The sequence below is a fragment of the Xanthomonas sp. NCPPB 3442 genome (genome assembly GCF_056725145.1).
The window spans coordinates 1,334,376-1,351,411 of the sequence record NZ_CM161514.1; the positions used below are offsets into that span (position 1 = coordinate 1,334,376).

General features: G+C 64.3%; 8 protein-coding genes. 6 read left to right on the forward strand and 2 right to left on the reverse strand.

Annotation, left to right across the window (positions count from 1 at the left end):
- The first annotated feature begins 160 nt into the window (after positions 1 to 160).
- The 4 genes from AC1POX_RS05810 (at position 161) to AC1POX_RS05825 (ending at position 6,186) form a co-directional block, all read left to right on the forward strand.
- Positions 161 to 2,836, forward strand: coding sequence for a M1 family metallopeptidase (locus AC1POX_RS05810; protein WP_372356850.1), 2,676 nt, complete (start codon positions 161 to 163; stop codon positions 2,834 to 2,836).
- A gap of 67 nt (positions 2,837 to 2,903) precedes the next feature.
- Entirely contained in the window at positions 2,904 to 3,473 is a 570-nt protein-coding gene (locus AC1POX_RS05815; RefSeq protein ID WP_071118494.1) for a GNAT family N-acetyltransferase, read from the forward strand.
- Between the two features lie 290 nt (positions 3,474 to 3,763).
- On the forward strand, positions 3,764 to 4,681 hold the full coding sequence (locus tag AC1POX_RS05820; protein WP_033479195.1) for a TrmH family RNA methyltransferase: 918 nt from the start codon (positions 3,764 to 3,766) through the stop codon (positions 4,679 to 4,681).
- Positions 4,681 to 6,186 carry a carboxylesterase/lipase family protein gene (locus AC1POX_RS05825; RefSeq protein WP_372356851.1) on the forward strand — a complete coding sequence of 502 codons (1,506 nt, stop codon included), beginning with the start codon at positions 4,681 to 4,683 and terminating at the stop codon, positions 6,184 to 6,186. Before AC1POX_RS05820 ends, AC1POX_RS05825 begins: the two co-directional genes overlap by 1 nt.
- A gap of 50 nt (positions 6,187 to 6,236) precedes the next feature.
- On the opposite strand, the gene AC1POX_RS05830 is transcribed toward AC1POX_RS05825, so the two are convergent.
- Together AC1POX_RS05830 and AC1POX_RS05835 are read right to left on the reverse strand one after the other, a co-directional pair.
- Positions 6,237 to 7,724 (reverse strand): neprosin family prolyl endopeptidase, encoded by a 1,488-nt coding sequence (locus AC1POX_RS05830; RefSeq protein ID WP_218534276.1) that lies wholly within the window; start codon positions 7,722 to 7,724, stop codon positions 6,237 to 6,239.
- A gap of 299 nt (positions 7,725 to 8,023) precedes the next feature.
- Positions 8,024 to 9,988 carry a glycoside hydrolase family 97 protein gene (locus AC1POX_RS05835; RefSeq protein ID WP_372356852.1) on the reverse strand — a complete coding sequence of 655 codons (1,965 nt, stop codon included), beginning with the start codon at positions 9,986 to 9,988 and terminating at the stop codon, positions 8,024 to 8,026.
- A 218-nt stretch (positions 9,989 to 10,206) separates the two neighbouring features.
- On the opposite strand from AC1POX_RS05835, the gene AC1POX_RS05840 reads away from it, so the two are divergent.
- Together AC1POX_RS05840 and AC1POX_RS05845 are read left to right on the forward strand one after the other, a co-directional pair.
- Positions 10,207 to 13,674 carry a glycosyl hydrolase 2 galactose-binding domain-containing protein gene (locus tag AC1POX_RS05840; RefSeq protein ID WP_372356853.1) on the forward strand — a complete coding sequence of 1,156 codons (3,468 nt, stop codon included), beginning with the start codon at positions 10,207 to 10,209 and terminating at the stop codon, positions 13,672 to 13,674.
- 140 nt (positions 13,675 to 13,814) lie between these two features.
- Positions 13,815 to 16,751 (forward strand): TonB-dependent receptor, encoded by a 2,937-nt coding sequence (locus AC1POX_RS05845; RefSeq protein WP_372356854.1) that lies wholly within the window; start codon positions 13,815 to 13,817, stop codon positions 16,749 to 16,751.
- The last annotated feature ends 285 nt before the right edge of the window (positions 16,752 to 17,036 follow it).

Sequence of the window (17,036 nt, forward strand, 5' to 3'; positions counted from 1 at the left end):
CTGCGAGCCTCATAACGGTGCCTAGCCAGGACTGGCGCGCATTGTCGCCGGTCCTGTGGGCGCGGCACAGCACGGGTGCGCGCCAGTCGCCAACCAATGGCCCATGACAGTCACGGATGGATATGGTGCACTTCGACGATTGCCATGACCGGAGTTGTCGATGCGTCGTCTTGCCTGCCTGCTTGCTCCTTCCCTTCTCGCGTTGTGCTGCGGCAACGTGTTGGCACAGTCGTCCGGCGAGCCGGTTCCCAATGGTCGTCTGCCGACCTGGGCAGTACCGGAGCGCTACAGCCTCGCGCTCAAGATCGACCCGGAGCAGACGCAATTCAGCGGCCGCACCACCATCCGCGTGCAGCTCAAGCAGGCGTCCGACCATCTCTGGCTGCACGGCAAGGAGCTGAAGGTCAGCAAGGTCACCGTCAAGCCCGGCAAGGGCAAGGCGCTGACTGCACGCTACGTGGAAGCCGATGCGCAAACCGGCGTGGCAAGGCTGGATTTCGGCCGCACGCTCTCGCCGCAGACGCTTACCGTGGAGATCGCCTACAGCGCGCCGCTCAACCAACAGCTGCAGGGCCTGTACCAGGTGAAATACCAGGGCAAGGCGTATGCGATGACGCAGATGGAGCCGATCAGTGCGCGCTACGCGTTCCCCGGCTTCGACGAGCCGGCGTTCAAGACGCCGTTCGACATCAGCCTGACCGTGCCCAGCGGTGACCAGGCGCTGGCCAACACCATCGCGACCTCGACCAAGCCCGCCGGCAAGGGCTGGAAGACGGTGACGTTCGCCCCGACCGTGCCGCTGCCGACCTATCTGGTCGCCTACGCCGCCGGCCCGTGGGACGTGGTGGATGTGGCGCCGATGCCGGCCACCCCGCAGCGCCCCAACGCCACGCCGTTGCGCGGCATTGCCGCCAAGGGCCAGGGCCCGCGCATCACCCCCGCACTGGACCAGACCCCGGCCATCATCGCCGCGCTGGAGGACTACTACGCCTTCGGTTATCCATTCGACAAGCTCGATCTGGTCGCAGCGCCGGACTTCAGCGCCGGCGCGATGGAAAACCCGGGGTTTGTGACCTTCCGCGATTGGCTGCTGTTGTTGGACAAGGATTCGCCGGCCGAGAACGTGCAGCGCTCCTTCAACGTCAATGCGCACGAGCTGGCGCATCAGTGGACCGGCGACACCGTGACCATGGCGTGGTGGGACGACCTGTGGCTCAACGAAGCGTTCGCGACCTGGATGCAGCAGAAGATCACCATGCAGCTGCATCCGGAATACCACGCCAATCTGGACCGTATCGGCGGTGCGCAGCATGCGATGGAAAACGACAGCCTGGTGAGCGCACGCAAGATTCGCCAGCCGATCACCGGCAATGGCGATATCGAAACCGCCTTCGACGGCATCACCTACCAGAAGGGCGCGGCGGTGCTGGCGATGTTCGAAGCCTTCGTTGGCGAAGACGTGTTCCGCCAGGGCATGCGCGCCTATATCGCCAAGCATAAGTTCGGCAACGCCACCGCCGATGACCTGGTCGATGCGATCGCAGAAGCGGCCGGCAAGGGCGATGATTTCAAGGCCGCATTCCGCAGCTTCCTCAACCAGCCGGGCGTGCCGTATCTGCAGACCCAGGTGGCGCGCGAAGGCGGCAAGACCGTGGTCAAGCTGCAGCAGCAACGCTACCTGCCGCTGGGCTCCAGCGGCTCTGCCGCGCAACAGTGGGGTGTGCCGGTGTGCGTGAAGTACGGCAAGGGCAAGAACCAGGTTGGCACCGCCTGCCAGTTGCTTGAAGGCGGCAGCGGCAGCATCGTGCTGGAAGGGGCCGGCAAGAACACCTGGGTGTTCCCGAATGCGCGTGGCGCCGGCTATTACCGTTTCTCGCTGCCCAGCAAGCAGTTGGCGGCGCTTGGCAAGCAGGTCGGCCAGCTGGACGATAACGAACAGCTCGCCTACGCTGATGCGATCAATGCGGCGTACCGTCACGGTGATGCCGACAACGCGGCCGTGCTGGCAGCGCTCGCGCAGTTGGCGCCGTCGGCATCGGCCGATGTGTCCACCGCGTTGCTGGACCGCTTCGGGTGGATCTGGCGTTACCAGGCCACCACCGAGGCGCAGCGCGGCGCATTGCGCAAGGCCGCCGAACAGGCGTACCTGCCGCGTCTGCGTGCGCTGGGCTACACGCGGCGCAGCGGTGAGTCGATCGACGACACCGCACTGCGCACGTCGCTGGCCAGTGTGTTCGCCTTGCGTCTGCAGAACGCAGAGGTCCGCAAGGCCCTGCTGGCGCAAGGCGATGCGGTGCTGGCCGGCGGCAAGGGTGCGCTGGATTTCTCCGCCGCCAACCCGGACTTGCTCGGCACCGTGCTGGCAGTGACTGTCCAGGAACGCGGCGCACCGGCAGTGCAGGCGCTGATCGATGCATTGCGCACGCATGCCGACCCGGCCCAGCGCAACGCCATGATCGCCGCACTGGGTGCGGTGCAGGACCCGGCGCTGCTGAAGCAGGTGCGCGATTTCGCGCTGACCGACGCGATCAAGGTAGGCGAGATGAAAAGCCTGCTGATGCGCGGGCACAGCGATGAGCGTTCGCATGAGTCGATGTGGGCCTGGTTCACCGCCAACTTCGACCGCATCGTGCAACGCAGTGGCTCGTTCGATGGTGGCGGGTTGCCGGCGCTGGGTGCTTCCGGTGGCTGCAGCGTGGACGAGGCCGATCGCCTGGATGCGTTCTTCAAGCCGCGCCTGGCCAAGCTCAGTGGCGCCGACCGTGGCCTGGCGCAGACCGGCGAGACCATCCGCCTGTGCGCTGCGTTGAAACAGGCGCAAACCGCCCAGCGCTGAGTTGCGGTGTGCGGCCGGTGTGCGCAGTATCGCGGGAGTCGCTGCTGCGCATGCCATGACCAACGCAATGGACCAATCGCTGATCGTGCACGGGGAAGGCTTCGTGCTGCGCCGCTGGCGCCAGGACGACCTGGATGCCTTGGTGCGGCATGCCAACGACCCGCTGGTGCCGCGCGGATTGAGCGAGCGATTCCCTCACCCATATACCCGTGCCGATGGCGAAGCGTTCCTAGCGGGTAGGGTTGTAGATTTGCGAGACCCGGTGCTCGCCATCGAGATCGATGGCCAGGCCTGCGGCACGATCGCAGTGCGCCCAGGGCAGGGCGAACGTCGCTACTCGGCCGAGCTGGGGTATTGGATCGGTCGCACGTACTGGGGCCGCGGCTGGATGACACGCATCGTGGGCACGTATGTCGCCTGGGCGATGCAGACACGACCGCTGTATCGCGTGCAGGCCACTGTGCTCGATAGCAATCCTGCATCGGCCACGGTGTTGCTGCGCAATGGCTTCGTCGAAGAAGGCGTCAGCCGCTGTGCGCTGCTCAAGCCGGATGGGCTGCACGATCTGCGTGTGTTCGCGCGGGTGAATCCACCCGTTGCGGTTGGCGTGCCGGTGTGCGTATCCGCCCCTGCGTGATTGCATGCACATGATGGCCAGCTGCAGGACGGGAAATGGCCGCCGCAGGAGTTTGGCAGATGCTGCGCGCAGTCGGCCACCTCAACCTCGCCCCCGCAGGGCGGCGCAACGTTCAACATGCTTCGGTGCAGCCGCCATGTACGGACCATCGCGCCGGTGGCTTACCATCGGCGTCACTGCCTGTGCGGCAGCGGCCCTACCGGTACTGCAACACGATCGACACGCAGACGGCGGAACGGCCGGAAGCAGCCGTTCCGCACTGCAAGCAACTTGAACTCCTGGATCCGACAATGACACAGCATGATGGACGCGGCGGACGGCCGCCACGCGACGGCGGCTCCGGCCCCTCGCACAACCCGTGGGGCCGCGCTGCGCCGCGCACACCTGCACCGCGCAGTGCCGCACCCCGCGCTCCAGCGCAGCACACTTCCGCTGTCACGCCACCTGCCGCTGCAGCAAGCGGCAACGCGCGTGAGGTGCGGCTGTACGGCATCAACGCCGTGCAGGCCGTGTTCAAGGCGCGCCCGCAGGCGCTGCGCAAGCTGTACCTGAGCGAGGCGCGCATTCCGCAGTTCAAGGCGCTGCTGGCCTGGTGCGTGACCCAGCGCATCGGCTATCGGGTGGTGGACGAGGCCGATCTGAGCAAGCTCGCTGCCAGTGCGCACCATGAAGGCATCGTCGCCGAGGTGCTGCGCGTCGCCCCGCAACCGTTGCAGGAATGGCTGGCAGCGTTGCCGCAGGGCCCGGTGCTGGCGCTGTGGCTGGACGGGGTGGGCAACCCGCACAACTTCGGGGCGATATTGCGCTCGTCGGCGCACTTCGGTGTGGCCGGTCTGTTGTTGCCGGCCGGCTCCACGTTGGGCCTGTCGGGCGCGGCGGCACGCGTGGCCGAAGGCGGCGCCGAAGCGGTACCGCTGGTGCAACTGCCCGACACTGCAACGGCGATGGCGCAGCTGCGCCAGGCCGGTTTTGCGATTGCCGCGACCTTGGTCGATGGTGGCCAGGACGTCTTCGCCGCCGCGCTGCCGCAGCGCCTGGTGTATGTGATGGGCGCGGAAAGCGAAGGCATGGACCGCGCCTTCGCGCGCGATTGCGATCTGCAGTTGTCGATCCGCGGCAGCGGCAAGGTGGAAAGTCTCAACGTCGCCTCGGCCACTGCGGTCTTCCAGGCCGCCTGGCACGCGCGCGTGCTCAACGGAGAACACTGATGGTGCGTTTTTGTGCGTTGTTGCTTGCGACCGGTTGCCTGTTCAGTGCCAACGCGTCTGCCGCCACGCCGGCGGCACCTCCCGAGGTGCGCACCGATCATGGTGTGGTGCGTGGCCAATGGCAGGACGACGGCAGTGCGGTCTTCCGCGCGATCCCCTTCGCTGCGCCGCCACTGGGCGCGCTGCGCTGGCGCCCGCCGCAACCGGTCGCCGCATGGACGCAGGTGCGCGACGCCACTCAGGCCGCCACGCCGTGCGTGCAGCCGGCGCTGGGCTGGAACAACGCCATGGCCAGGCGCGGCACCGAAGATTGCCTCTATGTCGAAGTGCAGACACGGCAGTTGCATCCGGCCAAGCCGCTGCCGGTGTTCGTGTGGATCCACGGTGGCGCGAACGTGGCCGGCGGCGCCGACGGACATCTGCCCACCAACCTGGTGGCGCAGGGCATGCTGGTGGTGACGCTGCAATACCGGCTGGGCGCGCTGGGGTTCCTGTCGTTGCCGGAGCTGACCGATGGCGACAACGAAGCCGCCGGCAATGTCGCCTTGCTCGATCAGATCGCGGCGCTGCAATGGGTGCGCGACAACATCGCGCAGTTCGGCGGCGACCCCGCGCGAGTCACGATTGCCGGGCAGTCGGCCGGCGGCCAGGACGTGGGCTTGCTGATGCTCAGCCCGCTCGCACGTGGCCTGTTCTCGGCAGCCATCGAACAGAGCGGCACTGCCGGCTTCGGCCTGCCGGCGCGCAGCCTGGAAGACAATCGCGCGCTGGGTGTGAGCATTGCCAAACGTGCCGGCATCGACGATTCGGCCACACGGCTGGCGCAGCTACGCGCGTTGCCGGCCGACCAACTGCTCAAGGCCGCGCAGGGCGTGGATGTGCCGGCCTTGGATGACGACGGCTATATCTGGTTGCAGGCGGTGGTCGACGGGCGCGTGCTGCCACGTGCGCCGGCCGAACTGCTGGCTGCCGGCGCGCAGGCAAAGGTGCCACTGTTGATCGGTTACGTGGTGCAGGAACTGCGCTATGGCGGCGAGGACGGCGCCGAGAAGCGAGTGCGCCGCGACTATCCCGACCACGCCGACACCATCCTGCAAACGCATCGTGCCGCTATCGCGCAGCGCGCCGCGCGGCAAGGCAATGCATCCATGCAATTGTCCACCGATCTCACCTTCCGCTGCCCGGCGGTGACCGTGGCGCAACGCCAGGCTGCGCTGGGCGTGCCGGTGTGGCATTACGTGTTCGATACGGCGGTGCCCGGTGGGCAGGTGACACATAGCGCCGAGTTGCCGTTCCTGTTCAAGAATCTGCCGATCGGCCAGCCGCCGGTGTCCCTGCAGCGCTATTGGGCCGCGTTCGTGCAGCAGGGCAATCCGAATGCCAAGGGCCTGCCGGCTTGGCCGGCATTTGCGCCGGCACAGGCGGGGCTGCAGTTCGATGCGCGTGGCGTGCAACCCATCAAGCACGCGCGTCCGGCGGTATGTGCAGGCGTGGACTTGCCCTGATCGATCGCGCGCACCAAACGGTGCGCGCGATCGACCCAACGCAACTCGATTCAGCGTTCGCAGCCCGGCCCACCGAAATAGAAACCACCATTCTGCATTTCCGGCGACAAGCCGGTGCGGGTGACGCCGGCATCCAAGGCATACGGATAGCTGTAACCGGCCATCGCCAGCGTGTAGCAGGACGGATGCTCCACGCTCAGCGATGACAGGCGCTGCACGGGATGGGTGACCATCGCCGCATCGCGGTAGAAGTGGTTGGCCTGGAATGCGGCCTGGCGATAGCCGGCCGCTGCGAACTGGCCGCTCCCCATGCGTGTGCTGGCTACACCGCTGTTGGTCGAGACCTCGCCGCCTGCGCTCACGTACGCAACGCGTCCATCGGCGAGATCGCCCGAATACAGTGATGCCTTGTAGTAACCGATCCATTCGCCGTCCAGGCGCAGCCACCAGTTGCCGTCGGTATTCTTCTGGAATTCGACACCCAGCAGGGTCTGCTTGCCGCCTGCAATGCTGAATCCTGCGGCCGGCTGAGCGCCCAGGACATGTCGCGTGCTGGTCTGCACGAAATCGCTGCAATCCAGATTATGACAACCTGTAGTGACGTAACCGTCCTGGGTGGAATAAATGAAAACGATCGGCTTGTTGCCCCAGCCTGCGTCTGGCTGGATCTCCCAGCCCACTTCAAGTGTTTGCACTTGCTCGCTTGCGCTTTCACCAACGATCCATATCTGACTGATGGTTTGTTTCTCGTTGGTGGAGCGTAACGTGGGTGCCCAAAGATTGATGTCGGCTCCCGCGCCTGTGACCGATGTGCCGGCGGTATCCAGAAAGACGCTGGAGTAGTAATGCGTTACCGGCGCCGCTTCCTGCACCGCCGGCACAGCGTCAGCCTGCTTGGGAGCCATCGCGCGCGGGGTTGTGCCGCGTAGAAAGCTACGCAGATTCGCATGCTTGCTCATCTCGGCCAAGCCGATGCGTTCGAACGGCACGCTGCCGGTGTCGCAACGTTGACCCGGGTTGACCGGCGCCACCGTCCCCTTGTTACTTGAGAGGGAGGGGGGTGCCGCCGGCGTGCTGCCATCGCGCAAGGCAGGTTGCTGCGCACTTGGAATGCAATCGAACACCTTGCCGTCCTGTTGCACGCTGCGCAGCACGGTCAGACCGTTGTAACGATTGAACAGATAACGCTGCATTTCGGCGAAGGCGGTGGGGTCGCTGACCTTGGCCGCAGCACCACGTGTTGCGTAACTGAGCTGCGCCTGCGCATCCAGAAACGCCTTGAAGTCGCGCGTGACCTGCGGAAATGCCCGGGATGCAGCCAGCGACGTGCCAAGCGCGTCGCGTTGGGTAGTTGCGACGCTTGCGGTGGCCGGTGTGCGAAGCAAGGGTGGCATCAGTGTATCAATGCTGCGGTCGCTGGTCGTCGAGATCGATGGCGATAGCAGCGTGGCAGCGCCGGCTGTGGGAGCCAGTGCAAAAACGCAAAGCGCAGCAATCGCGTGGCTGATCGATATCGGCCGATGAGAACGGAAGGTCATGTGTTGTCCCTTGGCGCCGGAATGAAACTGCCTGCACGCGGCGTACCATGCAGGACAGCAGCTTCAGTCCGCAGGTGCATTCCGAGTTCCGTTCGGGGCGCATGCCTGCGTTGAAGCGTGCGCAGTCTAGCTGTGCAAAAAACAACTGGATGGGCAACAATGCATTGCGTGACATCAGACACGAAGTAAGCGCAATGCGCTAAGCGGATGCCATGTCAATGGTCATGCACACCTTTGCGTACGGCGTTTGCTATTGCGCAAAGGTGTGCCAGTTCACTCCACTATCAGCATGGCTGCTCTTACTTTTTTTGCAGCCTCACTGCAGCGCCGCCGCCGGCAGCAAGCGCAAGCTGCAATGTGTCGTTACGTGTGAGCCTGCGTGTGTCGATGCGTACGTCGCTCGGGGTCTCTCCATCGGTATAGATGGTGGCGGTCCAACTGCCTTCGCCCAGGAACGAGAGCGGCAGGGTCAGCGTGCGCGCCTGCTCGTTGGTCATCGCACCCACATACCAGTCCTTGCCGCTACGCCGCGCCAGTGCGATGTGCTCGCCGATGGCGCCATCCAATGCGCGCGTCTGGTCCCAGCTTGCAGGCACATCGCGCAGGAACTGCGCGGCGGGCACGTTTTCGTATTGCTCGGGACTGTCGGCAACCACCGCAAACGGACTCTCGTAGACCACATACATCGCCAATTGCTGCGCGCGTGTGGTCATCACCTGCGGCCCGAAGTGCTGTGGCTTGAACTCGGCCGGGCGGACATTGCGGAAGCCACCAGGAGTGTAATCCATCGGCCCAAGCAACATGCGCGTAAACGGCAAGGTGAGGTTGTGGGTCGCGGTGATGCGTGCGCTCCACTTGTTGTACTCGGCGCCGAGCACGCCCTCTTGGGTGAGATAGTTCGGATAGGTGCGGGTCAGCCCGGTCGGGTGATACGCACCGTGCAGATCCACCAGCAACCTGTGCTCGGCGGCCTTGCTCAGCAGACGATGATAGAAGTCCACCATCTGCTGGTCGTCGCGGTCCATGAAATCGACCTTGATGCCCTTGATGCCCAGCTGTTGGTACCAGGTGAGCGCTTGGTCCATGTGCGCATCGAGCGCGCGCCAGTGCGCCCACAGCCACAGCCCCACATCGCGCTTGCGTGCGTAGTTCACCAGACCAGGCAGATCGAGTTGCTCGACCGGGCGGAGAATGTCTGCATCGGCGTTGTACTGGCCATCGCCGGTACTGCCGTAGTACCAGCCGTCGTCGATCAGCATGTATTGCAGCTTCAAATCCTGCGCATGATCGATATAGCGCTGGATGGTGGCGGTATTCATGCCCGGGTTCGCCACCCCGCTGGCCAGGCTGCCCGACCACCAATCCCACGCCGATTTGCCCGCGCGCACCCAACTCGCATCGAAGGCGGGCTGCGGGTTCAGCGCAGAAATCAAATTGGATTCGATCAGGCTCGCGGGGTTGTCGGCCAGCATGATCACCCGCCATGGCGTGGCGAAATCGCGTCCCTTCGCATCGATGCTGACCGCCACCGTGGGGTCGTCCAGGCGCGGCGAGAGTTTTGCCGAGACGCCCAGACCGCCATCGGAACGACCGGTGAGATACAAGCCGGCGTAATCGCGCAGATTCGCTTCGCCGATCGCAAGCGTGGTGCCGTTGGCGTCGGTCTGGCACACCAGCGGTAACTCGAGCAGATGATGCGCGCGCAATCTGGATGCGGCGATTGCATCGTATTCGCCCTCGTGGCTGGTTCCGAAGCGGCCCAGATTCAAGTTCCAGCATCGGTAATCGTGCGGGAATGCAAAGCTGGTGAGTTCGTCGCGAATGCGCACCTGGCCCGCATCCGGCAGGACGTAACGCAGCGCAACGCCGTCGTCATAGGCACGCAGTTCGATGTTGAGCTTGCGGTGTTGCGTATCTGCCAGTTGCACGCGCAGTGCTCGATAGTGGTCGCGTGCCTGTCGCGTCTTTCCCACCGTCAAGGTGAAGCGGCTGTCGTGCAGTTCGGTCGTGCTGCCTTCTAGCGTCATGTCACGGCCGAGCTTGTTGCCTCGGCCCAGATCCAGCCCGAGCGGTGCATCGTCGAGCACCAACGTGTTGCGATACAGCACGCGATAGCTGGGCACGCCACCTTCGCGCAGCGTGAATTCCACTTGCGTGCGTGCATCGGGCGACTGTACGCGCAAGCTCTGTGCTGCAGCGGGTGCAGCGATCAAACACAACAACGCACATGCCGCGGGGACTGCGGACTGGATCAGGTTTCGCATGATTCCCTCCTCCTGGGATTGCCAACCCTAACGCAGAAAGGTTGTTGTCGATATCCAGCTGGGGTAACGTTACCTCGCACCATGGCCGCTGAAACAGGGGCGGCAGCCACGGGCGGCATCACGGAGGTCATGACGCAGAACGTCTGCACGACGGGTTGCCGATTGCATCGAAGCGGTGTGCACCGTTGTGTGGCAGTAGAGCTTGGGAGAGGCCTCTAATGCTGATGGTTCGCAGGGCGTTCCGCCGCGGAGCGCTGTGGGTGTTGTGTGCTTGCATGGGTTGGACTGCAGTGCAGGCAGCGCCTGCCGACGATCCGCCCGGTCCGTATGACGTGCGCGTGCTTGCCGGCGGCGTTGCGCTGACCAAGAAGCTCGCCGCCCAGACGCCGTGGTTGTCTGCCGATGCGGACTGGAGCGTGGTTGGATGGGTGCGCCCATCACGGTCGATTACAGGTCCTGCATTGATTGCAGGCGTCGGCGATCCGCAAGGCGCAGGCCGCTACTTCGCGATCGATGGCGGCACACTCGGCTTTGCGCAGGGCGCCGACAATGTGCTGCGCAGTACGCAGACCTTGCGTGCAGGCAGCTGGACGCAAGTGGCCGCAGTTGCCCAGGGAGAACGCCTGACCCTGTACGCCAACGGCCGCAAGGTCGCCAGTGGTCGTGTGCAACGGACGGCCATCGCGCCGACGCTCGTCTTCGGTCCACGCCAGCAACCTGCGGCGTATACGCAACACTTCGGCGGCGATATCGCGGGCTTTACCGCGCAGGCGGGCGCGCTGGATGCACAGGCCATTGCACGGCTTGCCGCAAACGCGCCGGATCCGGCACTGCAGCGCTTCGAAGACGCATCGCCAGGCTGGCGCTTGCAGGTCAAGCAGATGGCCGGCCAGCTTGCGCCGCAGCCGGCTGCGACGTTGCCGCGCAGCAGCGCAGCGTTCTCGGCGCCGGTTGCACAGCCAGTACCGGATGCGCCTGCGCTGCAATCGCTGGATGCCGCATCCTGGCGCGTGGATGCATGGCAACTGGCCGCAGCACCGGAGCTTGGTGCAGCGACCGGCGCCACGCTGTCGCGTCGTGATGACACCACCGGCAATGCGTCGTGGCGTGTGGCGACCGTGCCCGGTACCGTGCTCACCACGCTGGTCGACCGTGGCGTGTATCCGGATCCGGACATCGGCCTGAACAATATGGCCATTCCCGAAGCGTTGAGCCGTCAGGACTGGTGGTACCGCAGCAGTTTCGATCTGCCTGCCGCCGCGCAAGGCAAGCGTCTGGAACTGCTGTTCAACGGCATCAACTATGCCGGCGAAATCTGGGTCAACGGCGTGCAGGTCGGGCGCACGCGCGGCGCATTCGCACGCGGTCGTTTCGATGTCAGCAGGCAGCTCAAGCCAGGTCGCAACGTCATTGCGGTACGGGTGTCGCCGCCACCGCATCCGGGCATTGCGCACGAACAATCGATGCGCGCAGGCGTCGGCGAAAACGGCGGCATGCAGGCCCTGGATGGGCCGACCTTTATCGCCAGCGAGGGTTGGGACTGGATTCCCGCGGTACGCGACCGTAATTCCGGTCTGTGGCAGGACGTGCAGTTGCACGCCAGCGGCCCGCTCGCACTTGGCGACATCCAGGTGCTGACCGCGCGCTTGGCGCCGGATCATCAACGCGCCGAACTGGAAATCAATGTGCCGCTGCGCAACGACACGCCTGCCGCAGTGCAGGGCAATGTGCAGCTGGCCTTCGGCGATGTGACCATCCAGCGCCAGGTCACGGTGCCGGCCGGCGGCAGTACGCTGAAGTTCACCGCGGCCGACACGCCGCAGTTGCGCCTCGTCAACCCGCGGCTGTGGTGGCCCAACGGCTACGGCGAGCCTGCGCTGTACACGCTGCAAGTGGGCGTCGACGTGGAAGGCGCGCGCTCGGATGCGCAGCAGCTGCGCTTCGGTATTCGCGAAGTGACCTACGAGCTGTCGTTATTCGACGACGATGGCGCATTGCGCCGTGTGCTGGTCGATCTCAACCAGGCCCGCCAGCGTGGCGAACGCATCGTCGATGTACGCCATGCGGCGATCCGGCCGGTACCCGGCGGCAACGCGCAGTCGCTGTATCCCGGTGCGCTGGGCTCGCCGGCGGTTCAGCAGCTGGACGATTCCACGCTGGCCCCGCATCTGGTCATCCGCATCAACGGTGTGCGCATTGCGGTGAAGGGCGGTAACTGGGGCATGGACGATTGGCGCAAGCGCGTGTCGCGTGAGCGGCTGGAGCCGTACTTTCGCCTGCAGCGCGATGCGCACTTCAATGTGGTGCGCAACTGGGTGGGGCAGAACACCGAAGCAAGCTTCTTCGAGCTGGCCGACGAATACGGCATGTTGGTGCTTAACGATTTCTGGCAGTCCACGCAGAACTACAACATGGAACCGGCCGACGCGGCGCTGTTCCTGGACAACGCGGCCGAGGTGATCAAGCGCTTCCGCAATCATCCGTCCATCGTGTTGTGGTTCGGGCGCAACGAAGGCGTGCCGGCCCCCATCCTCAACGAAGGCCTGGACAAGCTGGTCGCCGAACTCGACGGCACGCGCTGGTACACAGGAAGCTCCAACGAGATCAATTTACAAGGCAGTGGGCCGTACAACTATCGCGAGCCGGTGGCCTACTTCAACAAGCTGGCGCAGGGCTTCTCTGTGGAAGTGGGCACGCCATCGTTCTCCACGCTGGAGTCGTTCAAGGCCTCGGTGCCGGCGGTTGGCGACCAATGGCCAATCAGCGACGCCTGGGCGTACCACGATTGGCACCAGTCCGGTAATGGCGATACCAACAGTTTCATGCGCACGCTGACCGACAAACTGGGCGCACCGACCAGCCTGGCCGATTTCGAGCGCAAGGCGCAGCTGCTCAATTACGAAACCCATCGCGCCATCTTCGAAGGCTTCAACGCGCAACTGTGGAGCAAGAACAGCGGCCGCCTGCTGTGGATGAGCCATCCGGCGTGGCCGAGCAACATGTGGCAGGTGTATAGCCACGATTACGACACCCATGCCGCGTATTACGGCGTGCGCACTGCAGCCGAGACGCTGCATGTGCAGATGAATCTGCCGGGGCACGAAGTGGTCGTGGTCAACAACGCTGCCACGCCGGTGCGTGGATTGCGTGTGCGTGCACAGGTGTACGCACACGACGGCACGCTGCTGCAACAGCGCGAACAGCCGCTGGACGCCGCGGCAGTGTCAGTGTCGGCACCCGTGCTGCAGTTGGCGCCGTTGCTGAAGGACACCAACGGGCTGGGCTTTGTGCGGCTGCAGTTGCTCGACCGCGACGCGGTGGTGCGTTCGCGCAACTTCTACTGGGTGGCGCGCGATGCGGTGGCGATGCGTGGGCTGGATGCGCTCGCAAAGGTGCCGTTGCAGCTCACCACACAATTGCAGCAGGGCAACGAGGCCGTGCTGCGCGCCACTGTCCGCAACCGGTCGCAGCAGGTGGCCCTCAACACCAAGTTGACCCTGGTGGATGCGCAAGGCCAACGCATCCTGCCGGCCTATTACAGCGACAACTATCTGAGCCTGGTACCAGGCGAAGAGCGCGTGGTGGAAATTCGCGGGCCGTCCGCTGCCACCTTGCGCAACGCCACGCTGCAACTGCGTGGCTGGAATGCCGAACCATCGACAGGCGTCGCCAACGGGGCTCCGTAGCGACGTCTGCGTGTTGCCGCGCCGTGCCATGCACGGTGCCTCGCACTGACGCCCCGTCTGGTACGTCAGCCAATACCGCATTGCCGTGCCGGCAATGCCAGTCGAAACGGTCGTGGATTTGTCATCCCTGGGAGGGGACCATGAACAAGCTGCATTCGAATACCCGCCATACCCCGTTGGCCGCCGCGCTCGCGGCTGCGCTCACTCTGCTTGCCGGCGGCGCAAGCGCGCAAGACACCGCCACCGCTCCAGGCGTCACCGAACTGGACAAGGTGATGGTCAAGGGCGTGCGCGGCGCGCAGGCCGAAGCTATCGAGAACAAGCGCAGCGCGGCGCAGATCATCGATTCGATTTCTGCCGAAGACATCGGCAAATTGCCCGACGTCACCATCACCGATTCGTTGCAGCGCGTGCCTGGCGTGCAGATCCGGCGGTCGGCCGGCGAAGGTTCGCAGCTCAATATCCGCGGCATGCCGCAGGTGCAGACCACCATGAACGGCGAGTTGTACCTGAGTGCAGGCGGCGGCGATCAATATGGTCAGCCGAACATCGGCCGCGCGCAGCCGGATTTCGTGGACATTCCACCCACGCTGTTCAGTGGCGTGGACGTGATCAAGTCGCCCACTGCCGCCGATCTGGATGGCGGCATCAGCGGCACGGTCTCATTGAAGACGCGGCGCCCATTCGATCTGCCGGAAGGCTGGACCTTCAGTGGCCAGGCCGAAGGCTCGTACGGCGATCGGGTGCAGAAGGCCAACGCGCTGTACTCGGGGCTGGCCAGTTTTCGCACCGCGCGTTGGGGCGCGTTGCTGGCGGTGTCGTATTCGGATGCCACGCTGGAAAACAAGCACCCCAGCGTGTATTCCAACGGCGCACAGAAATCCACCGAACAGAACGTCGGCTTCGACTTCAACGGCGATGGACGTATCGGCAGCAATACCGACCCGGGCAATCTGCCGCGCGACTACTTCTACAACTGGGTGGCGACCGAGCTGGATAACCGCAGCACCGATCGCCAGCGCACCGGCATCAATGGCTCGTTCCAGTTCAACATCAACGATTCGTGGACCGTGTTGGCGGACGCGGCCTACACCAAGCTCGAAGACCACGACACCTCGGTTGCCGCGCAGCTGCACACCGGTTGGGCGACCAATCAGTTGCAGCCGGGATCTGTGGTCGATCCCAACGGCGTGTTGGAGTACGGCAATTTTCGTTACAACCGCTTTCAGGCGCATTCGATGGCCGGGGTGGCGGATTCGGATGCGCTCAATACCAATCTGGAATTGCGTTACGACGACGGCGGCCCATTCCGTGCCTCGTTCCGCTGGGTGCATGGCGATGCGCAGCGTACCTACGACGAAGCGCGTGCCGATGCAGCAGTGACGCGCGGCGACCAGATCCCACGTGCCGGCGGCGTGACCCAGTGGGCTAACGTCAATGGCCTGCCCACCGTGGATGCATCGGTGGATTTTCGCGGCACCTACCCGGCGGTCAACCTCGCGACCGATGTGTCCAATCCAGACAATTGGCAGCTGATGTCCACCTGGGCGCAGGGCAACAAGATCGACGCCAAGATGGACGCGTTCCGCGCCGATGGCACCTTCGAGTTCGACGAGGGCGTGGTACGCGGCTTCCAGTTCGGCATTCGCTACGGTGAGCGCGATTTCAAGCTCGATACCTATCGGTATCTGTCGCCGGTGTCGTCCAGCTGTGCCGACCCGAACCGTTCGCTGTACTACTACAAGGATCCGCTGATCGTCGATACCTGCAGCGGCGTGTCCGAAGCGCGCTTGCTGCCGTTCAATTCGATTCCCGGCTACTGGGCGTATTTCAACGACTTCGATCCGCTCAAGGTCACCGGCCTGGGCAGTCAGGGCCTACCGGCGATCAACCCGCAGGCGATGAAAGACCCGGTTGCTTATCTCAACAGCCTGTATCCGGGCAACGTGGCGTATCAGCAGGCAGCCGATTCCTACCAGGTCACCGAAAAAACCAGCTCGGCCTATTTCATGGCCAACCTGGAAGGCGGGACCGGCACGCGCGTGCCGTGGACGGCCAACATCGGTGCGCGCATCTTGCAGACCAAGCTGGCGATCGACCAGTACCTGAGCAGCGGCAACGTCTATATCGGCAATGTCGAATGGAACGGCGTCAGTCCCGCGATCGGCACCAACCGTCTCAATCGCCAGTACACCGATGTGCTGCCCAGCGCGAACCTGTCGCTGGACGTCACCGACGCGCAGAAGCTGCGTTTCGCCTACAACAAGGCGGTTGCGCGTCAGGACCTGCCCGATCTGGGCCGTGGTCTGGTGAGCTTCTATGCGGTCAACGGCACGCCGCCGCGCAATCCGTCGCTGCCATCGGATGCGGTGCTGTTCCTCAATGGCCGTTCGGGTAATCCGGATCTGGATCCGTATCGCGCCACCAACTACAACGCCTCGTGGGAATGGTATTTCGCCGATGCCTCGTTGATCAGCGTGGGTGCGTTTCTGATCGACGTGAAGTCGTTCCCCACCACCGTTACCAATATCGAAGCCTTGCCCGATGCCGATGGCGTCGTGCGTGCGGGCGGCCCGGTCGAGCGCATCGTCAATGGCGGCGGAGGCAAGATCAAGGGCTTTGAAATCGGCTACCAGCAGGCCTTCGATTTCCTGCCGGGCTGGCTGAGCGGCTTCGGCACCAACATCAACTACACCTTCTCCGATGCCGATACCGACAACACCGATATCGACGGCAACACGCTGCCGATCGGCGACAACTCCAAGCACCAGGCCAACGCGGTGTTGTGGTATCAGAAGGACAAGCTGCAGGCGCGCGTGGCCTACAACTGGCGCAGCAAGCGCTTCAGCCAGGTCAACAGTTCCGCATGGGGCGACGAGCTGGCGATCTGGAACGACGACGTCGGCTACCTGGACGCGTCGCTGAGCTACGACGTCAACGATCACCTGACCCTGTACGCCCAGGCCACCAACCTGACTGGCGAAAGCGAACGCCGTTACGCACAGTGGACCAATCACTACTTCGACCAGAACATCTTCGAGCGTCGCTACTACGCGGGTCTGCGTTTGCGCTTCTGATGCCATGCACTGATGCAAGACACTGCTGTGCGGCACGGTGCGTCCCCGCGCCGTGCTGCACATGCGGTTGTCCTCGTTCCTCTCCAAGCGGTCATTGCGCGTTCTTCCCGTCGCCGTTTGATACGGCGCTGCAGTACGTTCGGCGGTGACGTCGAATACCCTCCCATTCGGCTACATCGTCGGGAAGCGATGTGGCCGTTTTTTTGCGTGGTTGGGCGGGCGTCTGCGCAATCACGCCGGCAGTTGAATGCTGCAACTGTCAGTCTGATTGCTGTTGAAACGGCA

What these genes read in the sequence shown, in the direction of transcription:
- AC1POX_RS05820 (WP_033479195.1), top strand. Translation starts at nt 3,764, where the DNA reads ATGACACAGCATGATGGACGCGGCGGACGGCCGCCACGCGACGGCGGC.
- AC1POX_RS05830 (WP_218534276.1), bottom strand. Translation starts at nt 7,724, where the DNA reads ATGACCTTCCGTTCTCATCGGCCGATATCGATCAGCCACGCGATTGCT.
- AC1POX_RS05840 (WP_372356853.1), top strand. Translation starts at nt 10,207, where the DNA reads ATGCTGATGGTTCGCAGGGCGTTCCGCCGCGGAGCGCTGTGGGTGTTG.
- AC1POX_RS05815 (WP_071118494.1), top strand. Translation starts at nt 2,904, where the DNA reads ATGGACCAATCGCTGATCGTGCACGGGGAAGGCTTCGTGCTGCGCCGC.
- AC1POX_RS05810 (WP_372356850.1), top strand. Translation starts at nt 161, where the DNA reads ATGCGTCGTCTTGCCTGCCTGCTTGCTCCTTCCCTTCTCGCGTTGTGC.
- AC1POX_RS05835 (WP_372356852.1), bottom strand. Translation starts at nt 9,988, where the DNA reads ATGCGAAACCTGATCCAGTCCGCAGTCCCCGCGGCATGTGCGTTGTTG.
- AC1POX_RS05845 (WP_372356854.1), top strand. Translation starts at nt 13,815, where the DNA reads ATGAACAAGCTGCATTCGAATACCCGCCATACCCCGTTGGCCGCCGCG.
- AC1POX_RS05825 (WP_372356851.1), top strand. Translation starts at nt 4,681, where the DNA reads ATGGTGCGTTTTTGTGCGTTGTTGCTTGCGACCGGTTGCCTGTTCAGT.